The organism is Bartonella sp. SL320, from assembly GCF_059687635.1.
On sequence record NZ_CM185143.1, the window covers coordinates 1221380 to 1236408 of the forward strand.

Annotated in this window: 9 protein-coding genes and 1 pseudogene; 2 read left to right on the forward strand and 8 right to left on the reverse strand. The window is 38.5% G+C overall.

Features of this window, described 5'->3' with window-relative positions:
- Positions 1–15: 15 nt before the first annotated feature.
- On the forward strand, positions 16–1449 hold the full coding sequence (locus AC6ER8_RS05060) for an MFS transporter (RefSeq protein WP_497077672.1): 1434 nt from the start codon (positions 16–18) through the stop codon (positions 1447–1449).
- Between the two features lie 38 nt (positions 1450–1487).
- Here the strand turns inward: AC6ER8_RS05060 and AC6ER8_RS05065 are convergent, their stop codons facing one another.
- The 7 genes and pseudogenes from AC6ER8_RS05065 to ssb form a co-directional block, all read right to left on the reverse strand.
- Positions 1488–2687 (reverse strand): MFS transporter, encoded by a 1200-nt coding sequence (locus tag AC6ER8_RS05065; protein ID WP_497077673.1) that lies wholly within the window; start codon positions 2685–2687, stop codon positions 1488–1490.
- Positions 2688–3870: 1183 nt separating this feature from the next.
- Entirely contained in the window at positions 3871–4989 is a 1119-nt protein-coding gene (tgt, locus tag AC6ER8_RS05070) for a tRNA guanosine(34) transglycosylase Tgt (protein WP_497077674.1), read from the reverse strand.
- A 681-nt stretch (positions 4990–5670) separates the two neighbouring features.
- On the reverse strand, positions 5671–6183 hold the full coding sequence (locus AC6ER8_RS05075) for a peptidylprolyl isomerase (RefSeq protein ID WP_497077675.1): 513 nt from the start codon (positions 6181–6183) through the stop codon (positions 5671–5673).
- A gap of 30 nt (positions 6184–6213) precedes the next feature.
- On the reverse strand, positions 6214–6807 hold the full coding sequence (locus tag AC6ER8_RS05080) for a peptidylprolyl isomerase (RefSeq protein ID WP_497077676.1): 594 nt from the start codon (positions 6805–6807) through the stop codon (positions 6214–6216).
- Positions 6797–7316, reverse strand: a pseudogene (gene coaD, locus AC6ER8_RS05085) (pantetheine-phosphate adenylyltransferase). The gene AC6ER8_RS05080 and the pseudogene coaD overlap by 11 nt, the downstream one beginning before the upstream one ends.
- A gap of 24 nt (positions 7317–7340) precedes the next feature.
- Complete coding sequence (gyrA, locus tag AC6ER8_RS05090; RefSeq protein WP_497077677.1) at positions 7341–10124, reverse strand: DNA gyrase subunit A; 2784 nt, start codon at positions 10122–10124, stop codon at positions 7341–7343.
- 244 nt (positions 10125–10368) lie between these two features.
- Positions 10369–10875: a single-stranded DNA-binding protein gene (ssb, locus tag AC6ER8_RS05095; RefSeq protein WP_497077678.1), complete on the reverse strand. Its 507-nt coding sequence runs from the start codon at positions 10873–10875 to the stop codon at positions 10369–10371.
- Between the two features lie 331 nt (positions 10876–11206).
- On the opposite strand from ssb, the gene uvrA reads away from it, so the two are divergent.
- Positions 11207–14122 carry an excinuclease ABC subunit UvrA gene (uvrA, locus tag AC6ER8_RS05100; RefSeq protein ID WP_497077679.1) on the forward strand — a complete coding sequence of 972 codons (2916 nt, stop codon included), beginning with the start codon at positions 11207–11209 and terminating at the stop codon, positions 14120–14122.
- 508 nt (positions 14123–14630) lie between these two features.
- On the opposite strand, the gene AC6ER8_RS05105 is transcribed toward uvrA, so the two are convergent.
- Positions 14631–14762 carry a hypothetical protein gene (locus AC6ER8_RS05105; RefSeq protein WP_497077680.1) on the reverse strand — a complete coding sequence of 44 codons (132 nt, stop codon included), beginning with the start codon at positions 14760–14762 and terminating at the stop codon, positions 14631–14633.
- Positions 14763–15029: the final 267 nt, after the last annotated feature.

Sequence of the window (15029 nt, forward strand, 5' to 3'; positions counted from 1 at the left end):
TTAAATAGCAAAACAGTGAAAAAACAAAGCTGGTCTACGCTTTTATTGGGTAAAAATGGTCTTTGCTTTTTAACGTTTACAGGTGGGGTTGTGTTGCATGCCACCAACGTTTATATTGTTATTACTATTTTACCCTCTCTCATGAATCATATTGGCAGTGAAATATATTACTCTTGGGTGGCGACTGTCTTCATTACGGCTTCACTGCTGGGCACTTCGCTTGCAACAAAAATATTAGGGAAACTAGGTCCTCGCAACGCTTATGTTATCTCTGGACTGATCTTTACCCTAGGAACTTTTCTATGCAGCATTTCTTCATCTATGCCATTATTTTTAATAGGACGCTTTATTCAAGGATTTGGAAGTGGTTCTTTGTTATCCTTATCTTATTCCATGATACGTATTGTTTTCAGTCCATCTTTATGGTCACACGCATTAAGTGTTATTTCTGGAATGTGGGGAATATCCACCTTGTTAGGACCAGCGATCGGAGGGCTTTCCGTATATTATGGCCTATGGCGAGCATCCTTTTGGATCATTGGCATCTTCGCTATATTTTTCTCACTCATCGCCTTTAAACTTTTACCTCAAAAGAATAAAACCGACATTCCAACATCTCCTTTCCCTCTTCTTCAGCTTCTTACACTCACCTTATTGATTTTTATCATTTCTATTGGAGGCGCTATGGAGGCAACAATGGCAAAAATTTGCGGGCTCGTTATCGGATTTAGTCTTCTCTTTGTTTTAGAAAAAATCGAAACATCGTCTCTTCATCCCATGTTGCCGCACAAAACCTTTTCTTTTTCTTCTGAAATTTTTCCTGTTTACGCATTGATACTTATTATGACAACAGTCGTATACAGTATAGAACTTTATTTACCCCTTTTCCTTCAAGAGCTTCATAAGCAAGCGCCTCTTATTGCTGGTTATATAGCAGCACTTATGAGCCTAGGATGGACATGTGGCGCCCTCTCAAGTGCTGGTGTCTCCGCAAAAAAAATTCGCAATATCATTATATATTCCCCCTTATTAAAATTGTTAGGTATCATTATTCTTTTATGGCTCATTCCAACAGAAGTTTCTACACTCGGATATATTCTTATTATTTGCTTAGCACTCTTTTTTATTGGGGTCAGTGCTGGCATAGCGTGGCCCCATTTGCTTACAAGGATCTTACAATGTACAAATGAGGAAGATGCTTTGCGTGCCAGTGAATCCCTTACCTCTGTGCAACTATTTTCAGCAGCCTTAAGTGCAACTCTAGCAGGAGTCATCACTAATCTTGCTGGACTCTTTAATCCTGGAGGAACAATAGGCATGATCTTAGCAGCAAAAACCCTTCTTATCGTGCTCATAGGTCTTTTATTTTGTTTTGCTATTCCATTAGCGCTGCGCATTTCTTACTGCATATTAAAAAATCCAACAGGACATGCCAATAACGAGAAATAAATATAAAAATTTTTTCTTCACGCAAAAAAAGAAAAATATTAAGTATGCTTCTCCAGAGACCATGAGACGCAAAACACCATTAAACCGCACAAAGTTAGAAGACTCCCCAAAATAGCTGTATATTCATAACTATAGCCCAATTTTAAAACCAATGCTCCAGATTCTGCACCAAGAGCGTTGGCAATATTAAAAGCAGACTGCATTAATGCGCCTGCCAAAATTTGTCCCTGTCGTGCAACATCCATAATTTTTGTTTGTATAGAAGGCATAGCCGCAAAAGAAGTTCCAACCAAAAAGCATCCTAGTGCTGCTGTTAATGGAGCATAAGATAAAAAGAAAAAAAGCAAAAAAACAAATACACTCCAAAGCATAGAAAAAAATATCATCGGCGAAATGCCTATTTTAACAGCCAATTTAGGCCCCAAGAGATTTCCACCCACCATCCCCAATCCAACTAAGGGCATAATAAATGGCACCCATTCAAGGGAAACACCAGAAATATGCATTAATGTTGACTTAATATAAGTAAAAATAGAAAATAATCCTGATGCTCCCACCGAAACCATGACCAAAAGAAGCCACACCTGCTTTTGCTTTAATGCCCCCATTTCGCGTAAAGGGCTCGTTCTTGGGGTTCTTGAATCACACGGCAAAAAATTTCCAATAAGCAAACAACACAATAAAGCAATCATACCCACAAGGACAAAAGCAATCTGCCAACCAATAAGTTGACCAATCCAAGTAGCCCCTGGTGCTCCCAAAACGGTTGCAATGGTCAAACCAAGCATAACAGCCCCAACGGCTTTAGAACGCTCATTCATTTCCACCATTGAAGAGGCAACCAGAGCCGCAAGCCCAAAATAGATTCCATGGGGAAGACCACTAAGAAAGCGTAAAGCGACTAATATGCTAAAATCAGAAAAAAAAGCACTCGCAATATTCGCTAAGGCATAAAAAAACATCAGCCCTATTAAAACAGTTTTGCGTGAAATCTGAGCTGTCGCAACAGCTAACAGAGGCGCTCCAATCACAACCCCTAATGCATAAGCAGAAATATATTGACCAGCCGTAGGAATATCAACATATGAACTTCGTGCCATTTCTGGTAGAAGCCCCATTGCTACAAACTCTGCAGTTCCAATAGCAAAACTCCCCACTGCAAGAGCTAAAATTGCTAAACGCCGTATTCTCGAATCAATTCCCAATGCAAGGATGTTTTCTTTATGCGAATCCTTCATATCATCACTTCTAAATAAGAGTTTGAGCTATAGATATCTGTAATAGGTAAAAATAAAAATTCAAAATATTGTACATGCATACCAAATCTTTCCCAATAAAGTTTTAGAAACATTTTGATATATGAAGTTTTAAATAAGATTCTTTAATGAATGATCTTTTAAAAATCTAACGATTATAGATATATGCAACTATTTTTATGAACCCAGTCAAATAATAAACTTTGTTTTCTCTCTTCAGCAATTTCACAATTTTATCTTAAAACTTTTACTAAAAAACAATGTGCCACACTATAAAAAACTCTAAGCCTTATCGAAGAATGCATTTCCAATAGGTAAATAATATCTCATCATTATCTTGATATAAGTATAAAACTTCTTCTCAATTTATTATTTCTTCGTTTTTATTACTTGAATGCACAACCTCCAAACCGATAAGCTATAATTTCAACAAATCCGCCATCCTTATGCGTTATTGCAGATTCTTTTAAATTTTCATGATAATAGTGCTTGATCTCTCCATTGATTAAATAATCCTATTCTAAAAATATTCCCTCTTTCATTTCATAGAGAGAGTATAAGATCGTTTTTATCTCACTTACTATCTGTAAATTTGAAATATTTACGTAATATATTATGACTTATTTTCTTATAAACTTTATCAATAGAGAATAAAATTAATATAATATTTTCAGTTAAATGTATTTATCGATCTTTTATAAAAGTATAATTATATAAAAATAATAAAAACATAAAATTATAAACTTTAAATGATATAACATTATTTTATCATTATTGTAATTTTCTAATAAATTACATGTTATAACTTATATAACAAATTATTTACCTTAATCAATAGAAAACACAAAGAAACGCATAAAAGTACAATTTTCATACTTCTTTAAGAGTTCGCTAACGCCTCATTAACATTGTTGCTTTAAACAGTCTGCAGAAACAGAAACAAACTGTTTTTCTCCGGATCAGGTAGCGCGTACCGGAGTAACAGTTTCTGTTTTTTTATGATAATGATAAAAAAATATGTATCCCATAAAGTAGTACCTTTACGTTTTAAAATAGTGCAATTTTATATTTTTGAAAAGTTTTGTAGTTTCATTTCTTCGTAAAGTTTGTAAGTAAAAAGATAAATTGAATAAACAAATAAAGTGCTATATCAGATAATATATATTTAGCGTCCTTGTGCCCATAGAGCACGCGTTTCAGCACAAAAATCAGCATAACAGCCTTCTTCAATGGCATCACGAATTTCTTGCATCAGTTGTTGGTAATAAAAAAGATTATTCCAAGTCAACAACATACCACCTAGAGATTCACCAGATTTTATCAAATGATGTAAATAAGCACAGCTGTAATCATTTGCTGCCGGACAAAGTGACTGTGGATCAAGAGGGTGGGGATCTTCTGCATAACGTGCATTCCGTAAATTAATCCTACCAAAGCGTGTAAAAGCTAAACCATGACGCCCTGCACGCGTCGGCATAACACAATCAAACATATCAACACCACGCGCAACACTTTGTAAAATATCATCAGGAGTTCCCACCCCCATAAGATAGCGTGGTTTATCCTCTGGTAACATCGGACACGTAGCGTCCAACACTGCTGTCATAACACTCTGCGGCTCACCAACAGCAAGCCCTCCAATCGCGTATCCCTTTAAATCCATTTCTTTTAATGCTTGAGCGGAACGCTCACGCAGTTTCGTATTATCACCACCTTGAACAATCCCAAACATTGCTTTATCTGGCTGATTCCCAAAAGCTGTTTTACAACGTTGTGCCCACCGCAATGAAAGTTCCATAGCTTCTTCCATCTCTTTTTCAGTGGCTGGTAATGCAATACATTGATCCAACTGCATCTGGATATCGGCACCAAGAAGTCCTTGAATTTCGATAGAACGCTCTGGACTCATTTCATAATAAGCTCCATTAATATAAGAGCGAAAAATCACACCTTGTTCAGTAATTTTACGGATGCCCGCCAATGACATAACCTGAAAACCACCAGAATCGGTTAAAATAGGTCCATTCCAGCGTGAAAATTCATGTAATCCCCCTAAACGTGCAACACGTTCAGCTCCTGGACGTAACATTAAATGATAAGTATTCCCCAAAATAATATCCGCCCCAAGATCACGTATTTGATCCATATACATAGCCTTAACAGTTCCTGCTGTCCCCACAGGCATAAAAGCAGGTGTGCGAACACACCCCCGTCCAGTAATAATTTCGCCTCGACGCGCACATCCATCTTGAGCAATTTTTCTATAATGAAATGTCTTTATCATCACTCTTATCTTTTTGATTCCATCAATGCATATCTCTCATAGAAAGAGATAAGATATCTTCCTTACGAAGCATTACCATAAATTTTATGAATTAATTTGTGATTCACTCAACGAGCATAAAAAAATAAAGCTGAATTAAAAAGCAAATAACACATCTAACTTTTTGTATTCATCTTTACGCCTTTATATTCTCCCTAAATTAAGCAATCTTCCTGTTTTTAAAGATTATGCCAATAAGGAACAATACGCTCATGTTTTCACCAAACACTGAAGCAACTAGACTCTTATCCATTCTCAATATGTATTTCAAACATGCTACAGCATGAGACTTGAATATTGATATACAAGCAGCAACAAAAGCACGTACTTTTTTAGAAAAATAACATCATAAAACCATTAAAAGATCGGCAATACATCGAAGAGAAGTACCAACTTTTATAAAAAGCTTCGCAAAATAACAACCCTAACACAACGGACTTTACTTTTTCTTATCCTAACAACTGTTCGTACAAATCATTGGCACCATATTCGTGAAAATCAAATTGAAGGAAATATACAGACAATTCTTGGCTCGAAAATATGAAAATTAGGCGTGATACTATAAAAAATCCCGCATGCCTTTATTAATCAGAAAAGAGTATTTTTCCTAAAAATCTAAAATTGAAACACGTATGATTTATATTATTGTTCATCCGCTGCAATAACAGCTTTGGTAATTGCATCAGGATCGATAACGGGTTCACCACGCTTAATTTTATCAACATTTTCCATACCTTCAACGACCCTCCCCCATATGGAATATTGACGATCAAGCCACGGAGCATCGGCAAAACAAATAAAAAACTGCGAATTAGCAGAATTTGGATTCTGACTCCGTGCCATAGAAACTGTACCACGCTTATGAGAAAGATTGGAAAACTCTGCTGTTAAATTTGGTTTTTCTGAACCGCCCATACCTGCACGTGATAAATCAAATTTTTCACCATCCTTTTTTCCAAATTGCACATCACCAGTCTGCGCCATAAAACCATCAATAACACGATGAAAAATAACATTATCATAAGCACCTTCACGGACAAGCTCTTTAATACGTGCCACATGATGAGGCGCTAAATCAGCAAAAAGCTCAATGACAACCCTGCCTTTCGTTGTTTCAAGAATTAAAGTATTTTCTGGATTTTTATTCTCAGCCATATGGAAAGCTCCTTTGATTTATTTCTTGATTTATTTCTCAACTTGTAAAATAGCAGCATGAATAACATCAGGATTTTTTACAGATCCATTATTACTTGTGGACCCTTTTTTTATTTTATCAACAACATCCATCCCCTTTATAACCTCCCCAACAACCGTATACTGACCATTTAAAAAAGATGCATCATCAAAACAAATGAAAAATTGAGAATTTGCTGAATCTGGATCTTGTGAACGTGCCATCCCAACAGTACCGCGTTTAAACGGCTGCTTTGAAAATTCAGCTGGTATATTGGGATAATCTGAGCCTCCCATACCAACACGTTTTAGATCAAAATCTCTACTGCCTTTTTTTCCAAACTTCACATCACCAGTTTGTGCCATAAAGCCAGGAATAACGCGATGAAACACAACATTATTATAAGCCCCCTCTTCTGTTAGTTTCTTGATTTGCGCAACATGCTTTGGCGCCAAATCAGGACGCAGACGAATAATAACGTCACCGTCTTTGAGAGATAAAACAAGAAGGCTTGCATGACTTGCTGAGTTAGAATCATCAGCAACAGCGTGCCATGAAAAAAAGCAAAAAACACATATCAAAATAGCAAAGAATCTACGAAACACAATTATTCACCTTTAAAAGACTGAAATTTCGAATGTAAAGCTTGTGCAATATTGGGCGGCACAAACGGTGTCACATCCCCTCCCATAGAAGCAATTTGACGAACCAATGTAGACGTTATCGCACGTCCAGAAACGCTTGCCGGCAAAAAAACAGTTTGCAATTCAGGGGCCATAATAGCATTCATCCCTGCCATTTGCATTTCATAATCAAGATCAGTACCATCACGCAACCCACGAATGAGAAACGAAGCGCCAACTTCACGCGCCTTCTCAATGAGAAGGTTATTAAATGAAAGAACCTGCAACCGATCAGAATCGGCACCAAAAAAATCTTTCCCGACCTGTGTAATAAAATCAACGCGCTCTTCAAAACTAAAGAATGTTTTTTTACTCGCCTGTATACCTATAGCGACAATCACCTTATCAGCTAAGACAAAACACCCTTTCAAAACATCAAGATGACCGTTTGTAAGAGGATCAAAGGAACCAGCATAAAAAGCAATTTTCACGATTTTACTCCACCCTCTTCAAATTTATTTTTCTTCGTTCATATCAACTGTATCAGAATGCTGCCTATCTTCATCCTCTAATGAACGCGTATCATCTTCAGGTTCAGAAATACGCTCAACCGACACAACTCTTTCACCTTCGGCTGTATTAAAAATCGTCACCCCCTTCGTTGAACGACCCGCAGTGCGAATTCCCTCAACAGGGACGCGAATAAGCTGTCCCCCATCTGAAACCAACATAATTTGATCTTGCGCCTTCACCGGAAAAGCCGCGACTAATTTACCAATTTCAGCTGTTTTAGATGGATCTGTTGCACGAATCCCCTTTCCCCCACGTCCCGAAATCCGGAATTCATAGGAAGAAGAGCGTTTACCATAACCAAATTCACTCACCGTCAAAAGCATTTGTTCACGTGCATGGAGTTCTGCATAACGTTCATCTGTTAACTCTGTTGCAAGTCCCTCATCTTCTTCATCAAGAGTGACAATATCTTCAATATCAGTATCCGCACCAGCAGCACGCCGTTCATTCATCACACGTTTAATATAGGCAGAACGCTCAACAGACGTCGCCTCAACATGCTCTAAGATTGTCATTGAAATGACTTTATCGCCTTTGGCCAAATTAATACCACGAACCCCCACAGAATTACGCCCTGCAAAAACACGAACATCTACAACAGGAAAACGAATACATTGCCCATTTGCTGTTGTGAGAACGACATCATCATGTTCTGTACAGGTTTCAACAGAAAGAATTTCATCTTCTTCATCAAGTTTCATGGCAATTTTACCATTACGATTAACCTGAACAAAATCTGATAACTTATTACGACGCACAGTTCCACGTGTTGTCGCAAACATGATATCCAATGCACTCCAGCTCGCTTCATCTTCAGGTAAAGGCATAATCGTTGTAATGCGTTCGCCTTGTTGTAAGGGAAGCATATTGATCAAAGCCCGCCCACGCGATTGCGGTGTCCCTAACGGTAGTCGCCAAACTTTTTCCTTATAAACAATGCCCCGTGATGAAAAGAAAAGGACTGGCGTATGCGTATTGGCGACAAACAAGCGCGTTACAAAATCCTCATCCTTCGTGGACATACCAGAACGTCCTTTACCGCCACGGCGTTGTGCACGGTAGGTATTAAGAGGGACACGTTTAATATAGCCGCTATGGCTCACCGTTACCACCATATCCTCTGGCGCAATGAGATCCTCACTCTCCATCTCAGCACTACCAAAACCAAATACGGTCCGTCGCGGCGTTGCAAATTCCTCACGAAGAGCACTCAATTCGTCCTTAACAATACGAAGTATTCGTACACGCGATGCCAAAATATCGAGATAATCAGCAATATCCACGCCAATTTTATTCAATTCATCAGCAATTTCATCACGCCCAAGAGCTGTTAACCGTTGCAAACGCAATTCTAAAATAGCACGTGCTTGCTCTTCAGAGAGATTATAAGTACCATCCTCATGAATAATATGACGGGGATCATCAATAAGTCTAATCAAAGGCGCAACATCCATCGCTGGCCAGCGTCGTTCCATTAATTGTGTACGTGCTGTCTGTGGATCAGGAGCTTTGCGAATAAGTGCTATGATTTCATCAATATTGGCAACCGCAAGAGCAAGCCCCACCAAAACGTGGGCCCGTTCACGTGCCTTACGCAAAAGATATTTTGTCCGTCGGCTAACAACCTCTTCCCGAAAAGAAACAAATGCACGAAGCATATCAAGCAACGTCATTTGTTCAGGTTTTCCCCCATTCAACGCCACCATATTACAACCAAAAGAAGTTTGCAGCGGCGTATAACGATATAATTGGTTTAAAACAACTTCCGCAACAACATCTTTCTTCAACTCAATAACGACACGATACCCATCACGATCAGATTCATCACGCAAATCAGAAATTCCCTCAATGCGCTTATCACGCACCAATTCGGCCATTTTCTCAATCATCGTTGCCTTATTAACTTGATAAGGAATCTCACTCACAATGATGGCCTGGCGACCATTGCGAATTTCTTCAATATCAACTTTAGCACGCATAATAATTGAGCCACGTCCTGTTTCATAAGCTGAACGAACACCAGAATGGCCGAGGATAATCCCCCCTGTAGGAAAGTCTGGACCAGGAATAATTTCAATAATTTGATCGAGTGTGATAGCAGGATTATCAATCAGAGCAATACAACCATCCACAACTTCACCAAGATTATGGGGCGGAATATTGGTTGCCATTCCCACAGCAATCCCCCCTGATCCGTTAACCAAAAGATTAGGAAAACGGGCTGGTAAGACAACCGGTTCACGTTCACGTCCATCATAATTATCCTGAAAGTCAACCGTATCTTTGTCAATATCAGCCAAAAGCGCTTCTGAAACTTTTTCTAAACGACACTCAGTATAGCGCATTGCCGCGGGAGGATCACCGTCAACGGAACCAAAATTCCCCTGACCATCAATCAATGGATTTCTTAAAGAGAAGTCCTGCGCCATACGCACCAAGGCATCATAAATCGAAGCATCACCATGGGGATGGAATTTACCCATAACCTCCCCAACAACACCAGCAGATTTACGAAATGGCTTATTAAAAACAAGCCCCATCTCATTCATCGCATGTAGGATACGTCGATGAACAGGTTTAAGACCATCACGGACATCAGGGAGTGCACGCGAGACAATTACGCTCATCGCATAATCGAGATAAGAGCGTTGCATTTCATCAATAATACTGATTGGTTCAATACCGGTCAGCACATCACGTTCTGGCTGTGGAATAAGATCGGTCACAATTTCAAAACTTTCAAATGTTAAAGAATCATTAAAGAATCATTTGGCCTTATTTATATCGAAAAATACACTAGAATGCTATTTTCTCTCTCATAACAAAGGATGAATTTAACAATATTTTTCAAGATGTTATTAATTTCTATTAAAAATAACCAATAATGAACAGTTTCCACTTCTCTAAACTTCTAAAAATCTGAAACAAACAAACCATAAAGAAATCGTAATCTTGTAATTTCAAAGAATCTTAGAAAGGTACATCATCATCTAATTTATGAGAAAAGCTTTCTCCTGCTTGGCTATTATTCTGACCAAAAGTATTTCTCTGATTTGAGCTACTATCCGCAAAGCTACCACTGTAATTGCCCCCTTGACTTGCTCCCTGCTCCCCACTCGCTCCTCCACGTCCATCAAGCATTTGCAATTCACCACGATATTTTTGCAAAACAATCTCTGTTGTATAACGATCATTGCCATTTTGATCTTGCCATTTTCGTGTCTGTAACTGCCCCTCAATATAAATTTTGCTGCCTTTTTTTAAATATTGCTCTGCAACTTTGACAAGGTTTTCATTAAAAATAACAATATTATGCCACTCGGTGCGTTCTTTTCGCTCATTTGTATTCCGATCACGCCAACTTTCCGAGGTAGCAATACGCAAATTTGCCACTTGATCTCCTGAATTCAAACGGCGGATTTCAGGATCTGCCCCGAGATTACCAATCAAAATAACTTTATTAAGGCTACCAGCCATCGCATAAACTCCAAAATTTTAATTCGTAAATAGTCTATTATAGAACAATTATAAACATCTTGACCTTCAATTTACATGTCTGTAATTGACCTTCAATATGGATATTGCTATCCTTTCCAAGGTTGTATCCGCATAACTATAACAAAATATGATAACAACGCATAGTTTATTCCATCAGTAGAGAATAAAAACCTGCTTATTTGTATTTTTCTTTCTATAAAACCTATACCTTCTTTCTGCGTTAAAGCAGTTAAACACATTGTAATTTAAAAAAAACAGTTTTATTCCGTTTTAGAGGCTCAATTTTTGTCACACATGCCAAGGATAAAATATGACTCATCAAAAATATATCTCCATTCGCGGTGCACGTGAGCATAACCTCAAAAATATTGATCTCGATCTCCCTCGTGATAAACTTATTGTTATCACAGGACTTTCTGGTTCTGGTAAATCATCCTTAGCCTTTGATACAATTTACGCTGAAGGACAACGCCGTTATGTCGAAAGTCTTTCGGCTTATGCACGTCAATTTCTCGAAGTTATGCAAAAACCCGATGTTGACCGTATCGACGGCCTTTCGCCTGCTATCTCCATTGAACAAAAGACAACCAGCCGCAATCCTCGCTCCACGGTCGGTACTGTCACTGAAATCCACGACTATATGCGTCTTCTCTTTGCCCGTATTGGTATTCCTCATTCTCCTGCAACAGGACTTCCTATTGAAAGTCAAACGGTAAGCCAAATGGTTGATCAAATTATGGCCTTACCAGAAGGAACACGAATTTTTATTATGGCTCCCTTAGTGCGAGGTCGAAAAGGAGAATATAAAAAAGAGCTAACAGAACTTCTAAAAAAAGGATTTCAACGCGCTAAAGTTGATGGAACATTCTATGAAATCCCTGATATTCCGCCTCTTGATAAAAAATATAAACATGACATCGATGTCGTGGTAGACCGCATTGTTGTACAAAAGGATATTACCTCTCGCTTGGCTGATAGTATAGAGACTTGTTTACAGCTAGCCAATGGACTTGCCATTGCTGAAATGGCAGACCAACCCTTGGCACAAAAAGAAACGACAAAAGAATCTGCTCATAAGTCAAAAAATGACACACACAAACGGATTCTTTTTTCAGAAAAGTTTTCCTGCCCTGTATCAGGTTTCTCTATCCCTGAAATTGAACCTCGTCTTTTTTCGTTCAATAATCCTTTTGGCGCCTGTCCCCTTTGTGATGGGTTGGGCATCAAAAAGGCAATGGACCCACTGAAAATTGTGCCCAATAAAAATCTTACCTTAAAAGGCGGAGCCATTGCACCTTGGGCTAAATCAGATTCACTTTATTATAGCCAAACCTTAGAAGCATTAGGGAAAGCTTACGGTTTCAAACTCACAGATCAATGGTATGCACTCTCTCATGAAGCACAACAAGCTATTCTCTACGGTACAAAAGGAAATGAAATCTCTTTTATCTACAAAAATAATTCTGGTTCACATAAAATAACTCAATCTTTTGAAGGAATCATCCCCAATATGGAGAGGCGCTGGAAAGAGACCGATTCTGCTTGGTCCCGTGAAGAAATTGAGCGTTATATGTCTTCTTCACCTTGCCCAGCCTGTCATGGTTATCGTTTAAAACCAGAGGCACTTGCTGTAAAAATCCATGGGATGCATATTGGACAAATATCAGATCTTTCTATTCTCAAAGCAGATGATTGGTTTGCCAATATCCATCAATATCTCACGGAAAAACAACGTAATATCGCCACACGTATTTTAAAAGAAATTCGCGAACGCTTAGCTTTTTTAAACCATGTAGGATTGGAATATCTTACCTTATCTCGAAATTCAGGAACCCTTTCAGGAGGAGAAAGCCAACGCATTCGATTAGCCTCCCAGATTGGTTCTGGTCTTACAGGGGTCCTTTATATTTTAGACGAACCATCCATCGGTTTACATCAACGTGATAACGAACGTCTTTTGGAAATGCTACGGCATTTGCGCGATCTTGGCAATACAGTCATTGTCGTTGAACATGATGAAGATGCTATTCTCACAGCAGACCATGTTGTCGATATGGGCCCTGCTGCGGGCGTTCATGGTGGTGAAATCATAGCGCAAGGGACACCGCAAGAAATTATAGAGAATCCAGCCTCTCTCACAGGTCAATATCTTTCAGGAAAAATGACTGTTAAAATGCCGCCTCAACGACGCAAAATATCAAAATCTAAAACCCTTAAAGTCATTGGCGCCAAAGGCAATAACCTTAAAAATATCAGTACGAACATTCCTCTTGGAACCTTCACATGCGTCACCGGTGTTTCTGGAGGAGGAAAATCAACATTTCTTATTGAAACGCTTTTCAAAGCGGCTTCCCATCAGATCATGGGCAGCCATCACAGCCCTGCCAGCTATGATAAAATTGAAGGCTTAGAATTTCTGGATAAAGTCATCGATATCAACCAATCTCCCATTGGCCGCACCCCACGTTCTAATCCCGCAACCTATACAGGTGCGTTTACCCCTATTCGTGACTGGTTTGCCGAACTTCCAGAATCAAAAGCCCGTGGTTATAAAGCAGGGCGTTTTTCATTTAATGTTAAAGGAGGACGCTGCGAAGCCTGTCAAGGTGATGGAGTCATCAAAATTGAAATGCACTTTTTACCGGATGTCTATGTGACTTGTGATGTCTGTAAAGGAAAGCGCTATAATCGAGAAACACTAGAAATAAAATTCAAAGGACAATCTATCGCTGATATTTTGGATATGACCATCGAAAAGGCAGAGGAATTTTTCCACGCTGTTCCCGCTATTCATAATAAAATGGAAACCCTCATTAAAGTGGGACTGGGGTACATAAAAGTAGGACAGCAAGCCACCACGCTTTCTGGTGGGGAAGCACAACGTGTAAAACTTGCAAAAGAACTTTCACGCAAGACAACGGGACGTACACTTTATATTTTGGATGAACCAACGACAGGTTTACATTTTCACGATATTTCCAAACTTCTTGAAGTGCTCCATGAACTGGTCGAGCAAGGCAACACCGTCATCGTCATTGAACATAACCTTGACGTTATCAAAACAGCCGACTGGATTATTGATTTAGGACCAGAAGGTGGAGATCGCGGTGGAGAAATCGTTGCAATTGGACGCCCTGAAGACATTATTAAGGTTCCCGCTTCCTATACGGGAAAATTTCTCAAAGATGTTTTACGGCGTCAATCTCTCTACAATTCCAACTCTTAAAAAGGCTTACCTTGTAAAATACAGCATACGAACAAAGCTTGTACTTTTATTGTTGCTTATAAAGCAACATCTTATTTCAGTATAGCAGCATATCTGAAATAAAAACTGAAACAATTTAGTGCTTTATAAGCAGTCTCAGTTTTCCTATTGACAAATAGGAATGCGCACATAATTGTGTTTCTTTTCTCTCTTTGTTTATATCTGAAACGATCAAACAGTCTCATTTTAAAAGGATCTGAAGTGTTAAAGATATAAATAAAGTTTTCATATCTCCTTTTAATTCATCTGAATGATCTTCAAAAGCATCCACAATCATATCTTATCATGAAAATTACGCATAGCTTCATACTTTTATCAACCATATTATTAATGAGCATCTCACGGAATACGAAACGCTCCAAATGGACTATATTTGCGTTGCCAATTCCTGACGCTTGTTTAAAAAAATTCTCAATTCTCTCAAGTCCATTTCACGATATCCCCTCCAACTGATAATCTGATACCTCCATTATGGTACAGCAATGTCTTTATACTTATGACCGAGCAAATCGGCACTATCATTATATTTTCCAATACTTGCTACCCCCCACCATCGACACTCCAAAGCCCTTGCATTTGAAATTCCGCTCATAATAGGCATTTTATTTCTCTCTTAATCGTTTTTATCCACACACCTGTATTATTTATGCTATACGAAGATGTTGTTTTGATTGATTGACGATAAAAAAGATTTAAGATGATAAAAAGCTTACGCTACTAAACTTTCTTATTCAATGCGAAAGAAATCTAAGTATCCTTATAAGTCAACGCAGTATTCAACACAAAAGAAACGCTTCTCCAAAAGCATAGAATATCATCATTTTCGACTTTTTGTGCAAAAAGTATCTGTTGGACATCTTACAGTTGT

Coding starts and splice junctions, on each gene's coding strand:
- uvrA (WP_497077679.1), top strand. CDS start 11,207: ATGACTCATCAAAAATATATCTCCATTCGCGGTGCACGTGAGCATAAC.
- ssb (WP_497077678.1), bottom strand. CDS start 10,875: ATGGCTGGTAGCCTTAATAAAGTTATTTTGATTGGTAATCTCGGGGCA.
- AC6ER8_RS05105 (WP_497077680.1), bottom strand. CDS start 14,762: ATGCCTATTATGAGCGGAATTTCAAATGCAAGGGCTTTGGAGTGTCGA.
- AC6ER8_RS05075 (WP_497077675.1), bottom strand. CDS start 6,183: ATGGCTGAGAATAAAAATCCAGAAAATACTTTAATTCTTGAAACAACG.
- tgt (WP_497077674.1), bottom strand. CDS start 4,989: ATGATAAAGACATTTCATTATAGAAAAATTGCTCAAGATGGATGTGCG.
- AC6ER8_RS05065 (WP_497077673.1), bottom strand. CDS start 2,687: ATGAAGGATTCGCATAAAGAAAACATCCTTGCATTGGGAATTGATTCG.